This window comes from Domibacillus sp. F004, assembly GCF_057814295.1.
On sequence record NZ_JBVATB010000004.1, the window covers coordinates 113,854 to 139,277 of the forward strand.

A 25,424-nucleotide genomic window follows, 5' to 3' on the forward strand; every position below is an offset into this window, starting at 1 on the left:
GTTAAAGTATGAATCAATTATATTTGTCATTAAATGAAGCAGGTTTGATGTTTAAGGGGTATACAGATCAAGGCGAGGTTGATTTCATTCTTCTTGAAACCTACGAGGATGGAACAACACAATCAGTGGATGTGAGTACATTCGAAACGTTTTTCGGGGATGTAGAAGCGAATCCGACTTATGAAGCCTTGTCGGGATCTCATACTTTTCAATGGGCCGATATGCATGCTATAGGGTAAGCCGGATTCTTATCGACTGTCACGACACGAGGCTCAGAATGATGAAAAGACTGCAAAGCTTTCTCGAAGAATCGCTTTGCAGCCTTGTGATTTCTTGTTTTGCTTAGGTAAAAATAATCGTGTTTCCTTTGGAGTCCACTGCACGATATAAGTACATCCATTGACCTTTTACTTTGATATACGTTTCGTCGACTCTCCAAGAGTCATTTGTTGGTCGAAGATGACGCCGTACTCTTTCATCTAATTCCGGGCTATATTGCTGAACCCAACGCATAATCGTTGTGTGAGCCATCGATAAGCCCCGTTCTTCCATCATCTCTACCACATTTCAGCCAGTGCTGGATGCTTTTTCAGAGTGGCTTCCTATACAAGCTACAAAAGCGCTACCGAAAAGTGCCTTTGGCGAAGCAACTAAGTATTATTTGACGCTTACCTATAAATTACCGAATTTTCTTCAAAAGCTAAAACTACAAAGAAGTCGTTCAAAAAGTGTTCTTTGAACGACTCTCATGTTTTATTCCTGCATACTACAAACAACTTGTCCAACGGCTTTTGCTGCAACTAGGAGTGCATCTTCGTCGATATCAAATTTTGGATGGTGGTTGAAATATGGTTTTTCAACGCCTTTTGGTGTACACGCAATATAAAAGAAACAAGCAGGGAATTTTTCAGCATAGTAAGCAAAATCTTCGGAAGGCGCCATTGGTGGCACTTCTTTTACCTCTGTAATTTCTTTCACATTCGCATTTTTAAGTGCTTCAGCCACTTTTTCTGTAAGTTCAGGATTATTGTATAATGGTGGATAATCTGGTGTATACGTAAGTTCACAACTTACATCGAACTCTGCTTCAAGTCCTTTGACAAGACGTTTTACTTCTCGTTCAATCGTTTCTTTCGTTTCAACAGTCATGTAACGGATATCACCTTCAAGCTCTACGCTATCTTTTATCACATTAAATGTACCTGCTCCATCAAACGATCCAATTGTAATTACTCCAATGTCAAATGGACTTAATCGGCGGCTTATAATGGTTTGAACTGCGGTTACAAAATGAGCACCCGCAACAATTGCATCATTTGCTAAGTGAGGCGATGATCCATGTCCACCTCGGCCTTGTATTTTCAACTTCATGTATGCCCGTCCATTGAAAACATAGCCTTTATTGTAACCAACCATCCCAGCAGGGGCAATTGGTAGTAAGTGAATTCCATACACTTCATCTAAATCATCCAACAGTCCAGATTCTACAATACTTTTTGCTCCACCTGGTGGAACCTCTTCAGCATGCTGATGGATTATTTTAATGGTTCCGGATAGTTCTGATTTCAGTTGAATTAAACAATCTGCAAGAATTAACAAATATGCTGTATGACCATCATGTCCGCATCCATGCATGACACCTTCATTTTTCGACTTGAACGGCACATGCGTTTCTTCTACAATTGGAAGAGCGTCAAAATCTGCGCGCAATCCCATTGTTTTTCCAGGTTTCCCACCTACTATTGTTACAATAATTCCGTAACCATTTCCGACATTTGTTTGTACATCGACGTCTTTTCCTTTGTAAAAGTCAGCAATATATTGAGCCGTTTTTTCTTCTTTAAATGATAATTCAGGATGTTCATGTAAAAAACGGCGAATTTGAATCATTTCATCTTTACGTTCATCCAACATTTCCATTAATTTTTCTTTCATAACTAAAACACTCCTTATTTAACTTCACTTTTACCAGCATTATTTGGAACCATGAAGATAATTGATAACAATGCGATAACTGCGAAAATTATATTGGCAATAATACCTCCAGTTGCCGCTGCATCTACCCCACTTTTGTCTGCGATCATCGCATATACAGTCGCAGAAATCGCAACCCCGAAAGCAGAACCGAGGGAACTTGCCATTTTATAAATACCCGATGCTGCACCAATTTTATCGCCAGGTGCATTCGAAACCGCGGTGTCTGTAGATGGTGTTGCATAGATCCCTAATCCTAAACCGAACAAAGCGAATCCTATAATTACAACGACTGTGTAAGCTACGTCTGGTAAGAATGTTAAGCCCATCATCCCAACACCGATAAGCGTCAAAGTTGTACCCCAAAGCATTGGTTTTTTCGCACCAATTTTTTGAAGAATCTTTTCTCCAACACGAATCATTGCAAGTACAGCAATTAGATAACCGATGGAAAGCATACCCGATTGAAAAGATGTAAAACCTCTTCCTTCTTGTACATATGTATTCGCAACAACAAGCGTTCCGGCAACAGCATTGAGTAAGAAGTTTGAAACTGTTGCACCAGTGTATGGCGCGTTTTTAAATAATCCAAAATCGATTAGCGCATTCGATTTACCATTTTCAACTTTTATAAAGACAATCGCACCAATTACTGCGACAACTAACAGTACGATAGTAATCCAGTTTGTCCAACCAATTTCAGCACCTTGTGTGATGAAAATATTCAATGCTAACATTGTTATAATGAAAACAATTAGACCCCGAATATCAAATTTCGAATTACCAGTTTGCTTTGCCTTACTTTCAGGTGTGTCTTTTATTAACCACAATGCAAGAATTGCAAAGATAATGGAGAAGATGAAAATCCACTTCCATCCCATATATGTTGCGATAGCTCCACCTAATAACGAACAAACACCAGAACCACCCCAAGAACCAATTGACCAGTAACTAAGTGCTCGTTGACGTTCAGCCCCTTCAAAATAGTCTTTCATCAAGGCAATCGTTGCAGGCATAATACAAGCAGCCGATAAACCTTGAATGATCCGACCAATAATGAGTAATGTTGAACCATTTGCTAAAACTAAACAAAGTGAACCAATGATACTTAATATTAGTCCGATATTCGTTATTTTCTTCCGACCAATTTTATCGGCAAGACCACCTGCAGCGACGATAAAAATACCCGAGAAAAGTGCTGTTAAACTAATTGCAATGTTTACTGTTCCGGAAGAAACTCCTAAATCCTTTTGAACTGCGGGAACTACGTTGACCATTGCTTGAGCAAAAAGCCAAAATGTTATTACCCCAAATACAATCCCTGTAATCAATTTATTTGTACCTTTATAGGCGGTTGTCATAATTTGCTCTCCTTTATTTTTATTGCTTAATTCATTCTTTACAGAGCTACTAATATCTATGCATAAAGGTTCTGGTGCAAAAACTTCAAGACAGTTGCAAATCATCTTTAAAGTCCAATGGGCTATTCATGATGTTGCTCTCGCCCTCGGAGTTGTCCCTGTAGGCTTCTCTGCAGCGAATTACGGCGTTCAGGATGACAGCGACTTTTTTGCCTTGGACAGCTAAAAAGCTCGAGGAACTTGACGTAGATGAACCTAATATATTCCAGGATACCGATGGTCTTGATATGGAAGAAAATAAGATCCCTTCTAGCATAATTGAGTCATCCGATTGTGTTAATTAATAGCAAAAGCCATTCCTATTCAGGAAACAGCTTTTAATTCATTTAAGCGTCGGTCTTTGTGCTTTTAGGTACTGATATACTTACAGGAAACTATACTTAGTTTAATGCAAAGTGGTAGGATTTTGAGATGTGATAGTATGTCAAAAATAATTACAGTAGAAGGGCATTGGCATATTGCTACGAGGTTTTCCTTACATATATTAGACAATATCATTAAGTTAGGAGGGTGAACATCGGATGCAATATAAGGCGCAGCCTATAGGATTAAGAGGCTATGGTTATTTTTCATATACCGATCAATCTTATAGAAATCAAAATAACAAAACCATGACCATAGAAGGGAACGCAAATGTAACAGTAAAACCAGACCAAGCAATGTTAACCATAGGGATGATAACAGAAAATGTAAATATACAAGCAGCGCAACAAGAAAATTCATTAAATTCAAATCGATTAATTACAGCTCTAAAACAAGCAGGTATTGAACAAGATGATATAAAAACAACTGTTTATTCAGTTAATCCAAGGTATGATGTGGTTGAAGGAAAATCAGTTTTTAGAGGGTATGAAGTACGGCATTTTCTTCAAATAACTGTAGTAGAAATTTCAAAAATCGGAATGATATATGATATCGCTATTAGAAATGGGGCAAATCACACTGAAAGCCCCGAGTTTCAACACTCACAATCAGACTTATATTATCGTCAAGTATTATCCATGGCGGTTAATGACGCTCGGGAAAAGGCTCAACAAATTGCTAAAACCCTAGGAGTCTTTTTAAATAGTGTTCCTCAGAAAATAACAGAAGTAAGCAGTCAGCCAACATTTTATGCGCAAAGGACTTCCCATTATTCGGCGCTTGGACCACCAATACAACCTGGAGAACTTACATTTAATGCAAAGATAACAGCCATTTTTGAATATTTTTAAAAATGTAACAAACCGATATAACAGTCCTAGAAAAGGCTTGTTATATCGGTTTGTTTTTTCTAAAGGGCTATTTGGAGTTTTAGGACTATCCTATGTATCTTAGATCTGCCATATTAATCTCATATTTCGTGTCCTTAGTACTACGACAATCTCTTCAATCTGTCTGCCTAATCTTAAGCCTTCATTATTACCTGCTTGAAAATGTACTCCGGCATATAAACGAGATTGGGCAGAAGGGCAGGAAGGAAAACGTGGGGTAAACAATACGGTGGATATGTTCTTTTTATATTGATTTGGACGTATCCCATCCGAAAAAGGCATCATTAATAGCAGCATGAAAATATCCTAATATTCTTAGGTGAATACCTATAATACCGTAAAGTGTTTTAATGAAGGCCACAAAAAGAAGGGTGGATAAGAATAAAGGAGAAAATATCCATGAAAAAACCATTAAGTGTATTAGTTGCAGCATTAGCAGCAGGAGCAATTTTCACGTCGTCCGTTTCACCAGCGTCCGCGTCTTTCATTATAGAATGTCCTGGAAGCCCCTCACAGCGTTTTGATTTAAAGGTAATAAAAAAATCTATTATTCATTAAAAAAGCATTCTAAACGGACGCTTTAGCTAAATAAAATGTGCTGTACATACTTATCAAGTACAAATGATGTAAAAGTTGTTTCGGAATATAGATCTGTTACAAAAGCCTTGTTTCGTACATAGATTCTATCGTAATCCCGTACACCGTCATTTTGAAGTATTTCTTTTACTAAAAAGGAATATTTTTATAACAATAAAAATACAGTATAAAAGAATAATAATTTGTTGTAATACGATAAATGATGTATTAAAATCAAATTATCAATAAATAGGTGAGGTGTTTTTTATGAAACAAGGATCAACACTCTTTTTAAAAATAGCTGTTATTCTTATGGGAATTCCAGTTCTTGCTTTGTGTCTATTTTGGTTGCCGCAGATAACGAATGAAGCAAATGAGGCAGCAGAAAGAGGCGCAGATGTGGCTTTTGTAGTATATGGCATTTTAATGGTTATGTATGTTTCGGCGGTACCGTTTTACATGGCTCTGTATCAAGCATTTAAACTTTTAAGCTATATTGACAAGAACAAGGCTTTCTCGAAATTATCTGTAAGGGCTCTAAAGAATATCAAAAACTGTGCCCTCATAATCAGTGGCTTGTATGTAGTAGCCCTGCCATTCGTCTTTATCATGGCGCAGACAGATGACGCACCGGGTCTTGCATTAGTCGGAATGGTCCCTATCTTTGCTTCAATGGTGATTGCAGTCTTCGCTGCTGTTCTTCAAAGACTTTTACAAGAAGCCATCGATATAAAATCAGAAAATGACTTAATAGTCTGAGGTGAAAACAATGGCCATAATAATCAATATTGATGTGATGCTGGCGAAAAGGAAAATGAGTGTAACAGAACTGTCGGAGAGAGTTGGAATCACAATGGCAAACCTTTCGATCTTGAAAAACGGAAAGGCAAAAGCGATACGATTATCCACTTTAGAGGCGATTTGTAAGGCGTTAGATTGTCAGCCGGGAGATCTTTTAGAATACAAAAGCGACGAAAATGCTCAAGGATAATAAAGCAGGGATATTTAACATGGTGAAGGCCATCGAAACAAATTTTTTGATTTCTCATTTGCTGGCAGGCGTATTCAAGCACTCAAGAATGCCCCATCAAACAATAAGAAACATGAAGCGAACGAAACTTCCCGTGGTAAAATAAACAGGAAAATAATGGCATTTAATGAATCTCACTTAAGCCTCTGCAGCAAAATTTGCAGAGGCTCAGGCTTTATCCTTTTTTCAAATATGGCCTTTATAGAGGCACACCGTATGAAGCTTTGCTTTGCATAAGGCACAGTAGAAATCGATCTGGTTGGCACACAACAGGTTTAAACCTGCTTGAATACCTTTCAGAAAGGAACCGCACAGATTTGCTCAGTTATGTTGAACTTCCCTTATGCCCCCCCACATGCCCGGCACGCTGAAGATACGTTCCGCCCCTCATCAGACTGTAGGCACGGAAGATCGCATCCTTGCCAAACCGGTCGCGTATTTCATCAATCGTTTCATCCAAAATATGCCGCCGTTCGTCCAATTACGGCGGGGTGAAAAGGTCCATTTGCTCGTGTCCGGCCTGCTGGAGCTTGCTGCATACAACGTGAATTTGGCGCACCGGCTGCTGATTCCAATACTGCTTAAACAGCCGCACAAAGTGGTCCGCAAGTTCAGCTGTTGTATTTGTCGCGCGCGGCAGTTTGTAATATCTTCTGCCTTAACCCTGTTTGCATTCTGTGTCATTAAAGCATTTTCATCACCTTGATAAAAAATATAGCATTCATTTTTCTTTAATTTATTAAATGCGTCAATGGCATCTTGGCTTTCTAAGCAGGCTATTTTTTCGAAACTAAACACATGCCAAAGATATTGATTAAAGTGAATTTTGCTTTTTTGGGACTTGCTGAGGTGCTTGACGAATGCCTCTTCCCACTGTCCTCACAGTTCTTCCCCTTTATTTTCCAATTCAGTAATTAGGGCCCCTTTATCTTTCAACAAGTCAATCTTCCCCATTTTTATTCCTCACTTTCTTTTTAATTTTTTACTAACCTGTCCCGTTAGTTGAATAACAGAAACATCGCAAAGGTGTACCTTTTAGACAATTATTCAAAAAAATAAAATGAATCCATATCTAGGTAGTAGACCGAAACTGTTGAGTATGAAAATTAAATAAAATGTTTAAAAAGTTATTGCATAACCTTCTTATTTTTAAGCTCTTTTAAGTATCATTGTTGATTTTCAGCTAAAAACCGAATTAGTACTTTAGTTAGTTCACCGAGATTTTGTTTTTGTTCCTTGGTGAAAAAACATTTGCCATCTTTTATCTCTAAATTTCCATATTGAACTACGCAGTGTATGCTGCATTGTTTCTTCATTAGATGTTCGATAGGTAGCTAAGACTGTGTCGCTTGATAACTGGTATATGTCAAAATCATATAAGGTCATCTTTACTACACCAATACCTTCATCACTAATGCCATCTTTTTTATACCAGACGTGACCTGAACTTCCAAATTCAAAAAATTCATCTGCAAGCAATTTTGTAAGTTCTTTTCGTGATGTACGTATCTCAGATTTTAACAAGTTCTCTTCATGTTGTTGCAAGTGCTCTTTTAAAGAAAATTCACTTTCCATTTTCCACACCTCTTTTTTACTATTCTTTCAAGATCATACTATATTTGCACCAAAGCTTTTTATATTAAAAACAGGAAGAAACTCTTGTTTTATTTTTGTATTTTAGGTATAATATGTAAATTTACATTGACTTTTAGCTCATTCCATATATAATTATAAAATAATTCTATGGAAAATTATTTTTTGTTAATTACATAAATAATTATGGAGAGATGAATAGATGATTTTTTACAACAATCGAATAAAAATTACTACATTTATGGTCATTGTATATTCGCTAGCATACTCTTTCTGGTTTTTTTACTTTAAGGGGGATGAAAAACTAAATGACTTTGACTTTGAAGGGAGCGTATTCTCACTGATTGCCCCTATCATGGCAGCCCTTTTTATCTATATAAATATTCAAAGAATTAAAGGACAAAGAAAGAAGTATTGGATCCTATTAATGTTCAACTGTTTTATTTTTTTCCTAGCGGAATTAGTATGGACATGCGAACTTCTTTCAAGAACGTTACCCCCTTTCCCTAGATGGTCGGATCTGCTTTGGTTTATAAATTTGGGGTTATTTTTATTCGCCGTGCTTTATCGAGTGTACACAGACAAAGAAAAGTATCGCCTGTGGCAGCTATGGTTTGAAGCATGTATCGTAGTAACGTTTTTCCTCACAGTTTGCTGGATATATTTGCTTAAACCCGTCTTTTTTGAAATATCATTAACCGTATTGCCTAGTATTGTTTCTTTTAGTTACTCTTTTGGTTACTTATGCATCTTACTGGGAATTATTTTTGTCTATGTATTCTACCAAAAATTATTCCCTCATAAAGTATTTATCTTACATTTAAGCACATTTTTCATCTATCTCATTTTTGCTCCTCCTTGGCTTTATCAGTCAGTATTTTATAATTTGGAATACTCTCCTTCTTTAGCGGAACCGTTATGGAGTATCTCTTTAGCCCTCATGGGATTATCCAGTTTTTTTGAAGAAGAGACAGAAAAAAAGAACGAAGAAAAACGGGGAGTAACCAAGGTAAATCGACTTATTATTCCTTACATTAGTGTAGTGATACTTATTATATTAGGTTTTTATAATGGCACTGAATTAAAAAGTATATTTACAGGTCTTACCGTTATATTGGTACTTATGATGGCCAGGCACCTTATTATCCTACGTGAAAATGACAGAATATTAGAAAATGTAGTGAAATTAAATGAGACATTGGAAGACAAGGTGAAGGAAAGGACAGCCCAAGTAATAATAAAAAATGAAGAACTGTCTTATTTAAATAATCATTTGGAAGAGATCGTCGGAAACAGAACGCATCAATTAGAAAAAACAAAAAAGAAGCTCATAGAAAGTGAACAACGGTATCGGTCTCTTTTTGAAAACCATCCGCATACCATTGTTTTATTTGACTCGGAGGGAGAGTATCTACAGGTAAACCGCTTTAAAACAAATCTTATAAATGAGCAGAAAGAACTGTCGATTACTCAGTTGGATCAATCGTATCCAACTCACTATTTTGAAAAAGCCCTTCAAGGGGCACCCCAAAGTTTTGAAACGACGATTGAAGTGGAGGAACACTCCTGTGTCAACTATATGGTCACGTTTGTTCCGGTTTTAGCTGACAAAAAAGTGATTGGCATTTTTGGGATTTACGAAGATGTCACGGACAGAAAAAGAACAGAGGAGCTCGTGCGAAAATCGGAGAAACTGGAGATTGTCAGCCACCTAGCAGCCAGCATGTCTCACGAGGTAAGGAATCCACTCACAACAGCGAGGGGATTTATCCAGCTACTATCTGAAGATGTAGCGATGCAAAAGGGAAAACCATACTTGGAGATCGTAATACAGGAGATCGATCGCGCCACGGAAATCATCAATCACTATTTAACGTTTGCCAAACCGGCACCTGTCATAGTTGAAAAAGTAGACGTTTTGGAGGTAGTACAGTCTACAATTAAAATCATCACCCCTCTATCTAATATGAATGCTGTTCAAATCAGCTTATCTTATAGCCACCAGTCAGATCACTTTATTAGGGGAGAAAGAAAAAAACTTCAACAATGTTTGGTTAATATCCTCAAAAATGGCATAGAAGCCATGCCAAATGGAGGAGAACTGCACCTGCATCTTATCTCCAGTGATATCGGTATCCAAATTGAGATACGGGATACAGGCATAGGCATGACACCCACACAGTTAAATCGACTAGGCGAGCCCTATTTTTCAACAAAGGGACAAAAAAACGGAACTGGACTTGGGATGATGGTGGCCTTTAGTACTGTAAAGGGGATGAATGGACAGATAAGAGTAACAAGTGAGGTCGAAAAAGGGACATGCTTCTTCATCCAGTTCCCGGCTTATCACAACCAATTAAGTAAGGCAGATAGGGCTCTGTAGATTGGAGAAAGAGTAGGTGCTACAGGATAACCTTGTTGCTGAGCATAGCAAGGTATTTGTGAAGCATGTGCGACGAAATGCGAAATGTTTAAAGATGCCCATGGTTCTGGTGCAAAACTTAGGGACAGGTGCAAATCATCTTTAAATCTTGGAGATACGACCATTACGACTGCCTCCATTTTGGATATGGACCTTGTTGACTATGCCCGCTATAAATTGAAGGTCTCAGCTACTGGAGGAGTAATAGCAGCTGTATTATTTGTTGTAAGCAGCTTTTTCGTTTCTTGAAAAAGCTGCCGGCACACTTGCTGAAGGTTCATATAAAAACTCCCGCTATTGATTCGATAGCAGGAGTTTTTGTTTATGCAGTTCGATCCCTACAGCGCCTTCAGCTTCCTCTTTATTGTTATCGCAACAATTTCAAGAGTAATGGCAACAGCAAGGATAAAATAGGTGATGGTTCCGATTTCCCCGATATCCAAATAAAAGCTGCTAGCCATGAACATGTCGTACCTGATTCCTCCGGCTCCTGCAGCTGCTCCCGTGGCGATTGCTACCGCAAAGTTAATTTGAAAGCGGAGGAACGTCTAGGAAATCATATAAGTGATGGATGAAGGAATGACCGCTTGAAAGACAATTTGCCACCAATTGGCGCCGCTTGCCTGCAGGGCTTCAATCACTCCTTGATCCAATTTTTCGAATGACTCTGAATACGCCTTGATTTAGTAGCCGATGGAATGAAAGGTCATGCCAATTACTGCAGCTGGGCTCCTAAACCGGCGGCAACCGTGAATATCAGCAACCATAGCACAGTCGGCACCGCTCTAATAAAAGCAACCATTCCCTTTATCATTACCGAAACCCGTTTTGATGACAGGTTCACAGCTGCCAGCAATCCAAAAAGGACAGCAATGATCGCGCCAAACAAAGTGGTTAAAAAGGCAAGCCCGAGTGTTACAAATACTTGATAAATAGTATGGCCAAATGAAAGAAGCGATAGCAGTATCGGCAGCTACCAAGCACTGCAAGCCATTAAGGATCAAATTAGAAAAACAGCTTAAGACTTAATTTTTTTGTGTCCAGATTATTGACTTAAGTCCATCCCTTCTTTTTTAATTGATATCTAAACTTTACCCTCCTTTGATAAAAAACGGTCTCATTTTGACGTGTTTCTTCTATTATATATACCGACCTAACGTGTTCTGATTCCATTTATGAATAGCATGCTGTTCCCGATCCATGATCTTCTGTAAATAAATCATCGTCGTTTCAATCTGTTCATGGCCAAGCGCCCGCATGATTGCTTAAATATCTACTCCGTTAAGATAGCTGATGATCGCAAAGCTGTGTCGGAACACATGCGGCGTGATCCGGTTTGTCCGTGCTTGAATGGAACGGAGTGGCACCTTCTCTATCGCATTGCCGAGAAAGGTAGAGAAATAAGGTGGACGGAACGCTTTGTGCCTGCTGTTTGGAAAAAGCGGTTCATCGCTTCCATCTGGAAAAGCGGCTGACAGAAACCGTGCTTTTCGGTATAAAACAATGCTGTCCATGACCTTTTCCTTTAGCGGTATATCCCTCTCCTTGTTCCCTTTTCCCATCACATGCAGATAAAAACCGCCGAGAATCGGATCAAACCGCACATCGGACACTTTTAGTCGGCACAGTTCATCGTTTCACAGACCGGTGCCCACTAACACGTGGATCAGGCTGAATACAATGAGATTGCCGGCATTGTGAAAGTAGTCCAGTAGCTGAATCACTTCACTCGGCACAGGTCGCGGTTCGGTCGGGCATCTTTCCGTACAGTGGAGGACAACAGACTCTCATGAAGCGGTTCCTTGATATACCGCTTTTCATAGAGAAAACGGAAAAAGCTTTTGAGAACAACCGTTTTTCGTGACAGTGTAGCCGGTGAATACGGTCCATTCTCTTTCACATACGGACTGGATTCTGCCAGCCATATCTGATAGCGGCGCACATGACGAGGCGAAAGGCTTTTGAACAGAGAACCTTCGACGATATCCTCAATGTCTAGCCGGATTTCTTCGGTGTACTGTAACAAGTTTCGGATCATCTGCTCGAGTTCCAGTTCATATTCCCGAATCGTCCGGTCCGATCGGTTGGCTGCTTCATTGAGGTTTGTGTTCCGGTATAAAAAATAATGGAGGACATCGCGGTCATTCAAATAATAGAACGCCTCTTTCTTCTCCTTTTCCGCCTGATCCATCCGCTGCACCAAATCTGCTATATATCCCTGCCGATCGTCTGGAATTAAGTTCATTTCTATTTCCATTAATGAAATAATCTTCATCTTCATCTCATCCTTTCTTTTTTGTTTAGTTGATTTACTTCATAAATTTATAAAATTATTAATTCTAGTAAAAAAATATAGTATTTGTTTCACTTGTTATAATATATTTTAATTAAAAAATATTATAATATATAGTAATTAATACTAATCCTGTTAATTATTTAAATTAATCAATTTAGATATACTACAATTATTAAACAAACTGTGTGAAAGTTAAGGATAAATGCTTATATTTATTTATTGATAAAACAAATCAATATGAGGGAACAATATGCACACAAAAATCAGCAATGCATTAATAGAGTAACGAGCAATGAAGCCATTTTTTAGCGATTTTCGTCCTCTTCTATACAGGAAGCACGGCTGTTCCGTGAAGGATTAGGGGATTGGTATTTTATCGTCCCGAAAACAGGACAAACGCTCTCCTATAACGAAGGGATTTATGAACATAAGTTAAAACCTGATTATCCAGTGGTGTTTGGAAAGCGAACTGGCACACCGGGTTATGCAACGCTGAAACTCCCCCTCCGCTATTCACTCACCTATCAATTCGTGGATCTGCTTTATCAATATGCTCACGTAGCCAATATGTATATGGATATGGAAGAAGATCGGCTGATTGTGTTAGTGAAAGATTGTGTATGCTTTGATGTATCTGAAGAATTGGCGAGCTTTATCCAATCACGGATCGAGGAAGGTCAGGCTAGGTTTCAACGTGGTGTCCTGGCTATCGAATCAGAAGAAGAAACCTTATCTGTCCGCTTATCCCGGGAACCCATATTTTTAAAAGTTAGGAGGTGGATCAATGGAACGCATTTTTATTCCAGAAGACGCCAACGAAATCAAAAGTACTTCGAGTAAAGGGGATCAATCCAAATGGTTAATCGGGACGAAATGGATCAAGCAAAATACAAGAGGGTATGAACACTTGGCTGAGTATGTGGCCTCTCTCATTTTAGATTGCTCTACCCTCTCTTCTGAGGAATATGTATCCTATACACCGTGTTTATTAACATTTCCCGATGGCCATGAATCCATTGGATGCTACTCGAATGACTTTAGGGGGCTGCAAAAGCAGGAAGTATCACTAGAACGTTTATTTGAAGCGAATTTTGAATCGACTGGTGATATTTTAGACAATAGAAACTATTCAACCGCGGATAAATTTCAAGCCTTAACAGAAAAAATTCACGTATTCACGGGCTTAGATACCAGAAAAGCGCTGGCAAGAATGCTTGCATTTGATGCATTCATTTTGAATGAAGATCGCCATACCAATAACATCTTGTTTCTTTATCACACCAAAGAAAACACCTGGCAGCTTGCACCCATGTTCGATCATGGATTGAGCTTATTATCCGATGTAAAAGATTATCCTATGAACGTCGATGTTCGAATTTTAAAGCGTAAAGTGAAAGCAAAACCGTTTAATCGCGCATTTAATAAGCAATTAAGTCTCTATGAGGAGGAACCATTTATTAGTAGAGATAAATTGCGCCAAAAACTCACCTCATCCCCCTATGACTTAGGAAGAGCAAAAGAAGTTCTAGATATGCAGCTAGATGATCCCGTGTTTCAAAAACTGTTAATTGAAGGTGAAAAATGATGATTGATTACATGAAATTTGATGTGATGCTGTTTGATGACATCATTGCAAGCGTGGATTTAAAGCCTAAAAACAGTGACCAGCCTTATGTTAAAAACTATATAAAGGGCTTTAACAAACAATTTTCACCGAATATGGAAGGGTTCATTACACGTGAGGAAATTGAAAAATGGTTAAAGTGGCGCACTTTCCCGCCGACCAGAGCTAATGCCGATGAGCTGCTAGAAGCACTTGGCCTGAATGCATATAATCGCTGGGGAATCGTACGCAAAACGCATGGTGTGATGGCGGATGATGAAATTTGGCTGCGTTTCAAAGGGGAGGAGCATCTGCGCCACAGGGATGTTTCTTTGCGCAAAGAGCAGTATTATCCCGATTTAAAAACGAAATGAAATGTAGCTTTGAAATAAAGTGTAACCATGAATACTTTCATTCTGCCGGTAATAATCGAAGGTCGTTTAAAAAACGATGCACCTTATTAGAAGACTTTATCTCTGGTTCTAATGAAGGAACATTCCAGTCTTTATGAAGAAACGGGTAAGGCAGTACAAACAAGGAGGAGATAGGATGCGGGAAATTATTCTTTCGACCGAGAGCGGAGCGGATTTACGGAGCGATTTAGCTCAAAAATATGGTGTCCAGGTCGTCCCCATGCATGTCATTATGGACGGAAAGGATTATTTGGATGGCTTCATACCCGTTGCCGATATTTATGACTACTATGAACGCACGAAAAAAATACCTTCTACCACATCCACCAATTCCAATGAATATCATAATTTTTTCACGAAGATCAAAAAGGACTTTCCCGGTTGCATCATTATTCACATCGGCTACACGTCGCGTGCTTCTTCTTCTTTTCAGAACGCGACCATTGCAGCGAAAGAATTTGAGGATATTTTTCTTATTGACGCCTTGAACGTATCAGGCGGACTGATGGCGATTATTATGTATGCTGTTTCCATGCTGGAAGCGGAACCTTCTATTGACCCTGCCCGTTTAATCGAAAAAATCGAATCACAGGTTCCTCAGTCTCGACTCGCGTTCGTTCCCGGCAGCCTCAATTTTTTAAGAGCAGGCGGTCGCGTCTCCAATGCCGCTTATCTCGGCGGATCTTTGCTGAAAATGAAGCCGCTCATTGAATTAATTAATGGCAAGCTTGTATCGACAAAAAAATATCGCGGAAAAATGAGCCGCGTCACAGAGAAAATGATGAGCGATTATTTAAATGAGTACAATATTGATAAAAGACAGCTGTATTTTCTTTATTCAATCGGACTAGATGAAAGTATTAAGAAGAGAATGGATGAAATCGCTGAAGAAGCCGGTTTCAAACACGTAACATGGATTGAAGCTGGCGCCGTCATTTCTACCCATGGCGGTCCCGGCGCCTTCGGAATTGCCGGATTAGAAATATAAACTTTTCACGAGTTTTAGAACAAGTAAAGGGATGGAATTATTTCTTTCCAATATCTCAATTAATCCTATGACAAGCGTAAATTAAATTGAAAATAATAAAAAACTAGCATTGAATCATTAAAACGCAGGATCAAGAAATTAAAATTAGAAAAGGACAATGGGGGTTTACGAGGACAATTAAAGGTTGCTTATACAAAAGTATGTGAAAAGTTTGGAATGAAAAACTTACAGATAAAGATGAAGAAACCTCAGTTTGTATTTAAAGAAAAATTTACTATGCATAACTATAACTAATGTTAGTCAACCTATAAAGGAAAAATATTGGAGGTGATTTTATGGAACAGTATTTAAGAGATATCATGACACCAAATGTTATGACAGTTAACGAAACACAGACAGTACAGGAAGCTGCATTGTTAATGAGCCAATATAATATTGGAGCTATACCAGTAGTAAACAACAATGAACAAATGGTCGGGATAGTAACGGATCGTGATATTACCCTTCGCACAACAGCACAAGGGCAAAATGCACAAACACCAGTATCTCAAGTGATGACTGCACAGCAAATCGTACAAGGCACACCTAATATGGATGTACATGAGGCAGCACAACTGATGGCTCAACAGCAAATTCGCCGATTGCCGGTTGTGGAGAATGGACAAATTGTAGGGATAGTTGCCTTAGGTGATTTAGCAGTACAAAATCAATATGCAAATGAGGCAGAACAGGCATTACAAAGTATTTCAACTCCTTCCGCACCTCAACAATAATTGAGGAACTTCTTCATATTATTGTAATAGAAATAAGAATGAGGCTGTAATAAAAGGTTAAAAATCATAACCTTTTACCACAGCCTCTTTTTACTTTTAGGCTGGTTCTTCCCGTATTTTGGCGAAGCCTTTTATAAATGGCTGTAGTAATAAACTATTCTTTTAGAGGCGATCACCGTGAATGGTCAGATTTTTTATCCAGACTGGACATTTTTACATTTTGTTAATTCTGCCACAGAGGTTCACTTTTATATTCAATCGGAGCAATTGGGCAGTCTCTCCCCCTTCATGCCAGCCCTTTTCTTGCCAGATCCATAGTCACTACTGGCGAACATTATGAGAAAAGAGAAAAGAAAAAAGCATGCCATTAAGCATGCAACTTAGAAAAAAGAAGTATTTAAATAATATCATAGATTTTTTGCATCAGATCCCTTTAAATCATACTGAACGCCCACCTATCTGTATAACCATACCCGTATAATTGAAAACAGTTGATCTAAATTTACGGGTTTACTAATATAATCCGATGCCCCTGCCTCAATACATTGCTTTCGATCGTTTTTCATTGCTTTAGCCGTAAAGGCAATGATCGGAAGACGTTGAAATTCAATTAATTGACGAATTCGGCGAATCGTCTCAAATCCATCCATTTCAGGCATCATAATGTCCATAATAACAAGATCGATGTCTGGATTTTCTTGTAAAATAGCAATTCCATCCTTTCCATTTTCCGCAAACAGTACTTCAACTTGATAACTTTCGAGCACTGTTGTTAAGGCAAATACGTTCCGCATATCGTCATCCACCACGAGTATTTTCTTTCCTTCTAGCAATGCTTTCCTTTCAGGTATTTGTTTTAAAGAATCCTCCGCCTGAAATGGATACTCTGACGAAGCAACAGGTATAATACTTGAAGTTTCAAGAAGCGACGCAGCTGCCTCTGCTTCAGAATGGGCTATTTCTTTCCTTGCCACGTTTTGATCTTCTTCCTTGACAATGTTTTGATAATGAGGCAAATATAACGTAAAGGTGCTACCATAGCCTTCTATGCTTTCAACCTCAATGAAACCGCCTAATAGATGAGCGAGTTCTCGGCTAATGGGAAGCCCTAATCCCGTTCCGCCATATTTTCGGCTAATGGTGCCATCTGCTTGTTTAAAGGCATCGAAAATAATGTCTTGATTTTCTGCGGCAATCCCAATCCCTGTATCTTTAACAGAAAAAACAAATTCTATATTTGACTGAGTGAAAGCCTCCTCTGTCTCTTTTGCAAACATTCCTTTTTCCGCTTTTTCTATGGTCAATGTGACAACCCCATGTTCGGTAAACTTAAAGGCATTGGATAATAAATTTTTCAGTATTTGCTGCAGCCGCTGTTTATCCGTATGAATCATTTCCGGTAAGTCAGAAGCGAGCTGAACATGCAGTTGAATATTTTTCTTGTCGGCGACAGGAGTAAATTGCGCCTCTATAAATTCTTTCACATTAGTCAGTTCCACGTCTTTCGCTATCACTTCTGTTTTTCCGGCTTCGATTTTCACGATGTCTAAAATATCATTAATTAAGTGTAATAAATCATTTCCCGATGAGTAGATGGTTTTCACGTAATTCACCTGTTTATCCGTCAGATTTCCATCCATATTATCCGTGAGCATTTGAGCCAGTATTAACAAGCTGTTAAGAGGCGTTCGCAGTTCGTGAGACATGTTGGCTAAGAATTCCGACTTGTATTGCGAACTGAGCGTTAACTGCTGTGCCTTTTCTTCTAGCGCATTTTTTACTTTTTCTACTTCTTTTGTCTTCTGTTCAGATTGTTCATATTGCTCTTCCAGTTGTTCATTAACCGTTCTCAGCTCCTCTTGCCGAGATTGAAGTTCTTCCGATTGGCTCTGCAATTCTTCCGTTAAAGCTTGTGATTCTTGCAGCAGCTTTTCTACTTGCATATGTCTTAATATACTTTTTATGTTTGTACCAAGATTGCTCATGATCTCTTTTAGCAGCATTTCCTCTAATTCATTAAACGGTTCAAATGAAGCTAATTCAATCACCGCTAATACCTCTCCTTGAAATTCTGCTGGAAGAACAAGTATATGAGATGGCCGGGCTGACCCTAAGCCAGACGTAATTTTGATATAGTCTTCCGGCACTTGCTGAAGCGAAATAATGCGATTTTCCAGCGCACACTGCCCCACGATTCCTTCCCCTAATTGAAAGCTGCTAGCACCAACCTCTTGTGGATTATTATAATTATCAGCATAAGCAGCAAGCTTCTGAAAGCTTCCTTTGTATCTATTTTGTTCATTTATATAGATGACGCCATACGCCGCACCTACCATAGGAGTAACTTTAGTAATAAATATGTGGGCTAATGTTTCTAAATTATCGATTCCAGGATACATGGTCGCAATTTCAGCAATTTTTGTTTTTAACCAGCTCTGCTTTTCTGCCGCATTTTTTAATTCTTTCTCCTGCCTTGTATGTGTTTCAAGAGCTTCCGCCATTTCATTGAATGAATGAGCAATTTTTCCGATCTCATCTTTTGTTTTAAGGTGGATACGAGGTAATTTATCCATGTTTTTAAAATTAACTTCTGACATGACGGAACTGACCTTATTCAATCGGCCCGTTACATTCCGCCTAATAAACAGTAACATTGTTAATCCAAGCAAATAAGAGATAGACACATATACTCTAACTATTACAAATATTTGATTATACGTTTTATTTATTTCGATGGAATTTTCAGCCGCTATCGTATTCACCCTATTTTTGAGTTGAGAGGCAACTTCATTCATACTATCCATACTTTCTCGACCCTTATACCAGTACAGTTCAGCTGCTTCCTCATTTTTTCCTTCTTTTATGAGTGCAACCGTTTCTTGATCTATTTCCGCATACGTTCTCATTGTTGCCTTTAATTTCTCTACTATTTCTTGTGCTTCTTTATCTTTTCTCCACTTTTCTAGGGTATTGATTGCTATATTCACATCTTGAAGGTCTTGATCCCGCTTTACCTCAAGGGTGCCTTGAAGTTCTTCAGGCGGATTCGCGATCAGATCTCTCGATTCTTTGCTGTAATCATTCAATCCATCTTGAATGATGTTCGCATACATCAGTACCTCATTGCTCTTGGTGAAATTCTCCATTTCTTGATTAAAGTTAATCATCCTTGTCCCGACATAAATATGAAGAAGAGCATCAATCCCATAAATAATGCCAAAAGCGATAAACAGTTTCTTTTTAAACGTCATATAAATCCTCTTTTCTGGCTTATTATTTTCCTATCAACTATCACTTCCGAAGGAAGAGGATAACGTTTTTTTACTGATTAGTATCACTACCCTTATCATAAAAATAATCATATATAATCTTTTTATAGTAATTTAAAATTTACTGAATTAAAATATAAATCTTAACTATCAGACTTTTTATACGAACATTGATTATCCCTATTAGATTAAATCCTTCCACGAATTTCAAAATAATTGTGCGGGAATAATGCTATTTCAGCATCAGATACGCCATTAATGCCGCAAAAATCTGATAGTATATGGCGTTTTTATTCGTGCTAAATAATATTGGCACGTTTAAGTTTTGCTTGGGGCATCGAAAAAATGATTCAATGGCTCAGCGCACTTTATAATATCGCCCGCGATCTCCTCTGGGATGCGTTTTGAGACAGTTTACAACATAGGTTTCATGATTTTCATGGTCGTTATGGTCGTTTTGATAAAACGAATCTGTGCCGTTTCCTTGAACAGGATTGAACGGTTCCAGGCTAACATGCGATATTATAAGCTGTGTTCAATCTTTTCTATGGCAGTCGTTGCAGTGGCTTTAGAGCAGATAACTCAATGTTTTCTTTCATCTGGATGACAAAATCTTGTTTGTCCGTTATATACTGTTCTATCTGTATAATCGCAAAATAAGCACGGTCTTCTTCTACGAGCAAAAACCGTTTGTCAGTAAGGAGTTTACTAATCTAAGCCATGCTAGTTTAAATCGGTATCTAGCAGCTTTTTTATCTTAAGCCTAAAACCTCACATGAAGCTTGATACCAGAACGTTCATCATGATACACAGCCTATGGAGCACCTGTTTTCTAAATGCACTTGCGGAGGAGAAGTACAAAAACCTATTTCGTGAGCTCCTCATCCAGCTGCCTAAGCATTTTAGATACATTCGAATAATTTAATCGACGAGACCCACAGCCGATACTAGGTTCTTGATTATAAAGTTTTTTACTTAGTGGCTGCAGTTATTCATCAGAAATAAACTTTTGAATCATGTTCGGGAACAAGGTATTCTGTTTCATTTCTCTTATAATTCCATGTTGAATACAGAAATTCCTTTTCAGGTCCAATAACGGACTTGAAAAGGAATTTTGAATTCAACAAAGCTGTACATCTTTCTTATGCAATTGTTTGAATAGATAAAAAAGGTGATTATTAACATCGTGATCAAGAGCCTCTTATGTTTCTATTGCGTAAATTAAGACTGGAAAAGTGCGTAAAATAAAATTAAAATTCATACAAACAAAAGATTTAAAAGCGGAAAATTGGAAAACGGGAGTTCTATTCCAAATAGAAAAATGTTGAAAAAGCTTCCGAAAGCGAATATTTATGGGACTCTTTATCTTTAACGAATGGGGCCTTTATTTGCAAGAAATTACAAAACTGCACAATCTCCGATTCCTGTCACTAGTTTAAAGCGACAAAAGTTTGTTAACTCGGTGCGAAGTTACAAAGAAAAACTGATGAAATTTCTATTAGTAAAGAGGAAGAATGAAGAAAGAAAATATATATGACACATTGCCAGTGCGTTTATTAGTTAGGTTTTATTATCATATAAAAAAGAGGTATTTTGTCTGACGCTATGTATTATGAATTAGATTTGATCAGACAATCAGCTAATCGAAAGGGGATCACTTTAGACTAGCTGTATAAAAAAAGGTTGCTGATGGCCAAAATTAAAATAAGCCCTTTTGCTCTGATTTTTATGAATAGAAAGAGTTCTACTTTAGATTGCTGAGGCCACCATCCGACTTCATCGGGTGTTTTTTGCGTGTATTACATTCATAAAAAACAGCTCGAGAATATGCGGGATTGCTGTACCAGTCGAAATTGAAACACGGCGAAAAACGTGATAAAAGTGGAAAGGACAATCAAGGCGCACGCAAGGCACCTGCACTGAGAACAGCGAACGTGAAAGAAGGAAAGAAACGAAAAATGGATGAAACAATCAGTGCTGTCAGGGTCATTCTCGTGCATCGAACTTTATCTGCATGAATAACTCTCCGTTTAATGCAACACAGGCCGCAATATATGCAAGGAATGGGTAATGATTCTGCTGTAATCGAAAAGCCATTTCTTTTTTTAAAAAAATTTCAGGAAAAAATATAAAACTCATTTTGAGGGGTATCGATGTTATGAAAGAAATTGAACAGATGTCGGCTGATCAGATACTAAAAGCAATGAAAGAAATGGACAAAGGTGAGAGAATAAAGTTATTAAAAACACTTTCTGTTAAACAGTCTGGAAGGAGATCACCTTTAAAAGAGGAAATAGCGAGACTAAACTATGTGGCCATTTGGGGGGAAGATGATGACGAAAAAGGGGCTGTTTAAATTAGCCCCATTTCCCTATATTCTGCTATTTTCTGTTTTCGTGTAACATCAGCTAAAACGGTTCTGGTGCAAATAATTGGGGAAGATATAAAGAGGCAAAAAGTTCCCTAGTGGAATCGGGTCTTAAGCAACAATTCTAACTAGTTGATGGATGAACTTCACTTGATTTTGGACAGACTTATCCCGTAAAACAAGGTACCTTTTTTTACTATATGCATAGCTTCTATTTCAGAAATAATAGATTTAGCTGTGCGAAAGGATTTTAATCCTACCATTGAACGAACTCGCTTTTTAATAAACCGTTGCCCTTGTTTCACTATGTTATTGGCCTTATTTAGAGGTAACCGGGCATCAAGCAGAACAAAAACAGCGCCCCTGTTATCTAACGCTCTAGCCGCTTCCTTCCAAGTCCATGTAAACATCACATCATGTCCAATATGGAAGCTGAGTCCAGTCGCTGCTCGTGTCTCTTCATCACGGCTCGCTTCTTCCATATGAGCAGACCGTCGTAGGATTATGAGGGATTTATTTGGCCACAAGATCAGCCAAGGGACGATTTCTAACAAGATCTCCTCTCTTTTTACGCCTGTTGTGGAGGAGATCTGGGAACATCTTCTGTAATCGCCTAGCTACTTAAGCAGCGAGCTTTTTTTTAAAACTGTCCATTTTAAAAGGCACAGTTCACCCCATTTTATGCTCTTTTATTTTCATACTTATAATTTCTTAAAATAAGTCAATATGTTTTCTGTCACAAATGAATGTCCTGGCAAAAGCGGGTTATGTTTTAACTGCACTTGAAATTGATTAAATTGTTTAATTAAATGTTCTCGCTGCTGCTGATCTGCAACAATTTTAATACCATACTCGTACAAATGATCGCGTTCTAAACAACGTACAATTCTTCCATATAGTATCAGTTCTTTATGAAAGACTTCTATTTGAAATTTCAGAAGAACGTCTGACCTTGTAGGTAGTTTAATATTGGATACAAAACATAATCCCCCTGGACCTATGTTCTCCATTAAAACGTTGGTGTTACCTAAATCAATTTTCTTCCCATTTATTTCAGATACTGTCATAAATGCTTCGAGCGGGTACTGGAAAGAAATTCTAAAATAATTTCTTCTTTCTTCTGTAACAGAAGAATCATTTTCTGATAACCATTGTCCCTTCAAAAGCTTCTCAAAATCTCCTTCTGGTACAGGTCTGCTGAATAAATAACCTTGAAACCAATCGCATTGCAGATCAGACAATATTAGTTGTTGTTCTTTCGTTTCAACCCCTTCAGCCACAACACTTATTCCTAGTTTTTTTGCTAATTGAATCGTAAATGTAACAATTTCAGTACTCGCTTTATCAGACATAAGATCTTTTATAAACGACTGATCCAGTTTCAATGTATCTGGTTTCATTTTTTTAAATGCGCTAAAGAGGAGTATCCTGTTCCAAAGTCATCAAGAGAAATTTTTATGCCCATCTCACGCAGCTTCGTCATTTTTTCTAATACTTCTTCTTCTCGTTCTAACAAAGTGCTTTCCGTAATTTCAAGTACAAGCCACTCTGGTTCAAGTTCATTTTCTTGTAAAATATGTTTAATCGATTCTATAAAATTAGTTTGAAAAAATTGTATAATAGATAAATTAACCGACGCTTTTATATAGTAGCCATCATTATGCCATAAGCGCACTTTGCTGCAAACTTCCCGTAAGATCCAGTCGCTTATTGGAACGATCAATCCTGATTCTTCAGCCAACGGAATAAACTCCTTTGGCGAGACGATTCCCCAGTCTGGATGGTTCCAGCGAAGAAGTGCTTCTGCCATTACAATTTGCTTCGTTTCAGTATGCACGATTGGTTGGTAATGGATAACAAATTGATTGTCATGTAAGGCTTTTTGCATGTCACTTCTTAAAGAAAAAGCTTTATAAGTAGCCACATTGGCTGTTGGTGAAAAAATTTTATATTGATTTGTTTTTTCTTTTTTAGCAAGATACAAAGCTAAATCAGCATTTTTCATTAATGTGCCCGTGTTATCCCCTGATTCAGGGTAAATACTAATACCTATACTTGCCTTTATAAAAAGGCTATAGTTTTTAATAAGAAATGGAGTCTCAAAAATCTGTAATATCTCTTTTGCGAGTAGCTCAATTGCAGCATGATCTTTATTATTTGTTGTTAGAAGAGCAAATTCGTTTCCGCTTAATCGTGCGACTAACTCACTATCATTTTTAAATGTACTTTTTAATTTTTTAGCAACTTCTATTAATAAAAGATCACCCATATCATGTCCAAGAGAATCGTTTAAATATTTAAATCCATCTAAATCAAGAAACAAGACGGCAAACTGTCTCTTATCAATATTAGCTAATCGTATCTCAAGGTCCACCCGGTCTTCAAACGCTCGTCGATTTGGTAATTCTGTTAAATAATCATGGTAAGCCATATATTGGATTTCGAGCTTTTGCTTTTTTATTTCCGTCATGTCGCGGTAATTGCACACAATCCCCTCTATACTTGAATTATGAAGATGATTTGTAAAAATAACTTCAAAGTCGCGCCATTCTCCATTTTTATGCTTCAACCGCATCTCGAGTGTAAACGGTTTATTCGGTTGATTCACAATTTCTTCGAGCTGGGCCTTCAGAAATGGATGATCATCTGGATGGATAAGATCAATACAGTTCTTTCCTGTTAATTCCTCGCCTTGATATCCGAGAATCGTCTCATTTGAATGATTTTCAAAAAAAATGGTTCCATCGAGAGCTAATATCCCAATCATTTCATGAGAATATTGAATTAACGATTGAAATCTTTCTTGAGTTTTTTCAACGAGATGCTGCAATTCTTGTCGACTCGAACTAGTATGCGTTAATCCATACACGCCAATTACTTCACTGTTTTCTAGTTGAATAGGAACGATCGTTACCTGTACTTCGTTGATCGCACCATTGAGGTCATTTACTCGATATTTAACAGATTGAGCGACTCCGTTTAATGCTTTGGCGAAATAGCCGCTTACCTTCTCTACATCTTCTTTATAAATAAATTCATTGTATTTTTTCCCAACGATATCAACTTCTTTGATGGTGATTGGGTCATCTCTCCACTCCACCTTTACGATGACTCCTTTTGTATCTACAACGAAGACGTTAATGTCAAGAGAGTTTTCAAAGATTTGATGATAAGAATGTTTTTCCCTCTCTAAATAATCCTTTAATTTTCTTGTTTTATTAAATCTAGATAGCAATCGTCCTCCTGGCTATCTTTTAGTATGAAAAATATTCCCTACTATGCGATGAAATAATCGAAAGATAACCAGGACTCACCTCCTTTAAAATAAATATTAAATAATTCCCATAACAAATAAACGCTTTTAAGCCAATAACATTTTAAGAATTTCTTGGGCACTGTAGTACTATCTTTTTTGCTTAATTTTTTAGAGGAAGTTCAGTTGTTT

General features: G+C 37.8%; 22 protein-coding genes and 6 pseudogenes. 14 read left to right on the forward strand and 14 right to left on the reverse strand.

Going from position 1 to position 25,424, the window contains the following annotated elements:
* Window positions 1-8: 8 nt before the first annotated feature.
* On the forward strand, window positions 9-239 hold the full coding sequence (locus tag ACZYRN_RS12110; protein WP_488911863.1) for a hypothetical protein: 231 nt from the start codon (window positions 9-11) through the stop codon (window positions 237-239).
* Here the strand turns inward: ACZYRN_RS12110 and ACZYRN_RS12115 are convergent.
* The 3 genes and pseudogenes from ACZYRN_RS12115 to ACZYRN_RS12125 all read right to left on the reverse strand — a co-directional run.
* Window positions 227-567, reverse strand: a pseudogene (locus ACZYRN_RS12115) (IS6 family transposase); the annotation flags it as partial. The gene ACZYRN_RS12110 and the pseudogene ACZYRN_RS12115 overlap by 13 nt on opposite strands.
* Before the next feature lie 186 nt (window positions 568-753).
* Window positions 754-1,935: an amidohydrolase gene (locus ACZYRN_RS12120; RefSeq protein WP_488911864.1), complete on the reverse strand. Its 1,182-nt coding sequence runs from the start codon at window positions 1,933-1,935 to the stop codon at window positions 754-756.
* A gap of 14 nt (window positions 1,936-1,949) precedes the next feature.
* Window positions 1,950-3,338, reverse strand: coding sequence for an MFS transporter (locus tag ACZYRN_RS12125; RefSeq protein ID WP_488912038.1), 1,389 nt, complete (start codon window positions 3,336-3,338; stop codon window positions 1,950-1,952).
* A 109-nt stretch (window positions 3,339-3,447) separates the two neighbouring features.
* Here ACZYRN_RS12125 and ACZYRN_RS12130 point away from each other — a divergent pair.
* A pseudogene (locus tag ACZYRN_RS12130) lies at window positions 3,448-3,628 on the forward strand (iron-siderophore ABC transporter substrate-binding protein); the annotation flags it as partial.
* 288 nt (window positions 3,629-3,916) lie between these two features.
* A complete protein-coding gene (locus ACZYRN_RS12135; RefSeq protein WP_488911865.1) occupies window positions 3,917-4,609 on the forward strand; it encodes an SIMPL domain-containing protein in 693 nt (230 codons plus the stop codon).
* 99 nt (window positions 4,610-4,708) lie between these two features.
* On the opposite strand, the gene ACZYRN_RS12140 is transcribed toward ACZYRN_RS12135, so the two are convergent.
* Window positions 4,709-4,945 (reverse strand): hypothetical protein, encoded by a 237-nt coding sequence (locus ACZYRN_RS12140; protein WP_488911866.1) that lies wholly within the window; start codon window positions 4,943-4,945, stop codon window positions 4,709-4,711.
* 102 nt (window positions 4,946-5,047) lie between these two features.
* Here ACZYRN_RS12140 and ACZYRN_RS12145 point away from each other — a divergent pair, with 102 nt between their 5' ends.
* From ACZYRN_RS12145 to ACZYRN_RS12155, 3 genes are all read left to right on the forward strand, one after another.
* Window positions 5,048-5,206 carry a hypothetical protein gene (locus ACZYRN_RS12145; protein ID WP_488911867.1) on the forward strand — a complete coding sequence of 53 codons (159 nt, stop codon included), beginning with the start codon at window positions 5,048-5,050 and terminating at the stop codon, window positions 5,204-5,206.
* A gap of 285 nt (window positions 5,207-5,491) precedes the next feature.
* Window positions 5,492-5,983, forward strand: coding sequence for a DUF2975 domain-containing protein (locus tag ACZYRN_RS12150; protein WP_488911868.1), 492 nt, complete (start codon window positions 5,492-5,494; stop codon window positions 5,981-5,983).
* A 10-nt stretch (window positions 5,984-5,993) separates the two neighbouring features.
* Window positions 5,994-6,215, forward strand: coding sequence for a helix-turn-helix domain-containing protein (locus ACZYRN_RS12155; protein WP_488911869.1), 222 nt, complete (start codon window positions 5,994-5,996; stop codon window positions 6,213-6,215).
* Between the two features lie 520 nt (window positions 6,216-6,735).
* On the opposite strand, the gene ACZYRN_RS12160 is transcribed toward ACZYRN_RS12155, so the two are convergent.
* From ACZYRN_RS12160 to ACZYRN_RS12170, 3 genes and pseudogenes are all read right to left on the reverse strand, one after another.
* A complete protein-coding gene (locus ACZYRN_RS12160; RefSeq protein ID WP_488912039.1) occupies window positions 6,736-6,894 on the reverse strand; it encodes a DinB/UmuC family translesion DNA polymerase in 159 nt (52 codons plus the stop codon).
* Window positions 6,895-6,905: 11 nt separating this feature from the next.
* Window positions 6,906-7,118: pseudogene (locus ACZYRN_RS12165) on the reverse strand (DUF4275 family protein); the annotation flags it as partial.
* Between the two features lie 348 nt (window positions 7,119-7,466).
* Window positions 7,467-7,829, reverse strand: a complete 363-nt coding sequence (locus ACZYRN_RS12170; protein ID WP_488911870.1) for a nuclear transport factor 2 family protein — start codon at window positions 7,827-7,829, stop codon at window positions 7,467-7,469.
* Window positions 7,830-8,049: 220 nt separating this feature from the next.
* Between ACZYRN_RS12170 and ACZYRN_RS12175 the strand changes: the two genes are divergently transcribed.
* Window positions 8,050-10,230, forward strand: coding sequence for an ATP-binding protein (locus ACZYRN_RS12175; RefSeq protein ID WP_488911871.1), 2,181 nt, complete (start codon window positions 8,050-8,052; stop codon window positions 10,228-10,230).
* Between the two features lie 84 nt (window positions 10,231-10,314).
* Window positions 10,315-10,518: a hypothetical protein gene (locus tag ACZYRN_RS12180; RefSeq protein ID WP_488911872.1), complete on the forward strand. Its 204-nt coding sequence runs from the start codon at window positions 10,315-10,317 to the stop codon at window positions 10,516-10,518.
* Window positions 10,519-10,607: 89 nt separating this feature from the next.
* Here the strand turns inward: ACZYRN_RS12180 and ACZYRN_RS12185 are convergent.
* The 3 genes and pseudogenes from ACZYRN_RS12185 to ACZYRN_RS12195 form a co-directional block, all read right to left on the reverse strand.
* Window positions 10,608-11,218, reverse strand: a pseudogene (locus ACZYRN_RS12185) (PhnE/PtxC family ABC transporter permease); the annotation flags it as partial.
* 316 nt (window positions 11,219-11,534) lie between these two features.
* Window positions 11,535-11,873: a tyrosine-type recombinase/integrase gene (locus tag ACZYRN_RS12190; protein WP_488911873.1), complete on the reverse strand. Its 339-nt coding sequence runs from the start codon at window positions 11,871-11,873 to the stop codon at window positions 11,535-11,537.
* A gap of 116 nt (window positions 11,874-11,989) precedes the next feature.
* On the reverse strand, window positions 11,990-12,544 hold the full coding sequence (locus tag ACZYRN_RS12195; protein ID WP_488911874.1) for a hypothetical protein: 555 nt from the start codon (window positions 12,542-12,544) through the stop codon (window positions 11,990-11,992).
* An 805-nt stretch (window positions 12,545-13,349) separates the two neighbouring features.
* On the opposite strand from ACZYRN_RS12195, the gene ACZYRN_RS12200 reads away from it, so the two are divergent.
* The 4 genes from ACZYRN_RS12200 (at window position 13,350) to ACZYRN_RS12215 (ending at window position 16,342) form a co-directional block, all read left to right on the forward strand.
* Window positions 13,350-14,150, forward strand: a complete 801-nt coding sequence (locus ACZYRN_RS12200) for a HipA domain-containing protein (RefSeq protein ID WP_488911875.1) — start codon at window positions 13,350-13,352, stop codon at window positions 14,148-14,150.
* A complete protein-coding gene (locus ACZYRN_RS12205; protein WP_488911876.1) occupies window positions 14,147-14,542 on the forward strand; it encodes a hypothetical protein in 396 nt (131 codons plus the stop codon). Before ACZYRN_RS12200 ends, ACZYRN_RS12205 begins: the two co-directional genes overlap by 4 nt.
* Window positions 14,543-14,717: 175 nt before the next feature.
* Complete coding sequence (locus tag ACZYRN_RS12210) at window positions 14,718-15,569, forward strand: DegV family protein (RefSeq protein ID WP_488911878.1); 852 nt, start codon at window positions 14,718-14,720, stop codon at window positions 15,567-15,569.
* Between the two features lie 335 nt (window positions 15,570-15,904).
* A complete protein-coding gene (locus tag ACZYRN_RS12215; RefSeq protein WP_488911879.1) occupies window positions 15,905-16,342 on the forward strand; it encodes a CBS domain-containing protein in 438 nt (145 codons plus the stop codon).
* Between the two features lie 455 nt (window positions 16,343-16,797).
* On the opposite strand, the gene ACZYRN_RS12220 is transcribed toward ACZYRN_RS12215, so the two are convergent.
* The gene (locus ACZYRN_RS12220; protein WP_488911880.1) at window positions 16,798-19,593 is read right to left on the reverse strand and encodes a response regulator; all 2,796 of its coding nucleotides are present in this window, start codon (window positions 19,591-19,593) and stop codon (window positions 16,798-16,800) included.
* 1,853 nt (window positions 19,594-21,446) lie between these two features.
* Here ACZYRN_RS12220 and ACZYRN_RS12225 point away from each other — a divergent pair.
* Window positions 21,447-21,629, forward strand: a complete 183-nt coding sequence (locus ACZYRN_RS12225; RefSeq protein WP_488911881.1) for a hypothetical protein — start codon at window positions 21,447-21,449, stop codon at window positions 21,627-21,629.
* A gap of 140 nt (window positions 21,630-21,769) precedes the next feature.
* Window positions 21,770-21,967, forward strand: a complete 198-nt coding sequence (locus ACZYRN_RS12230) for a hypothetical protein (protein ID WP_488911882.1) — start codon at window positions 21,770-21,772, stop codon at window positions 21,965-21,967.
* Window positions 21,968-22,090: 123 nt separating this feature from the next.
* On the opposite strand, the pseudogene ACZYRN_RS12235 reads toward ACZYRN_RS12230, so the two are convergent.
* The 3 genes and pseudogenes from ACZYRN_RS12235 to ACZYRN_RS12245 form a co-directional block, all read right to left on the reverse strand.
* Window positions 22,091-22,293 (reverse strand): annotated as a pseudogene (locus tag ACZYRN_RS12235) (IS6 family transposase); the annotation flags it as partial.
* 387 nt (window positions 22,294-22,680) lie between these two features.
* Window positions 22,681-23,220 (reverse strand): PilZ domain-containing protein, encoded by a 540-nt coding sequence (locus ACZYRN_RS12240; protein WP_488912040.1) that lies wholly within the window; start codon window positions 23,218-23,220, stop codon window positions 22,681-22,683.
* Window positions 23,221-23,229: 9 nt separating this feature from the next.
* Window positions 23,230-25,079, reverse strand: a pseudogene (locus tag ACZYRN_RS12245) (putative bifunctional diguanylate cyclase/phosphodiesterase); the annotation flags it as partial.
* Window positions 25,080-25,424 lie beyond the last annotated feature (345 nt).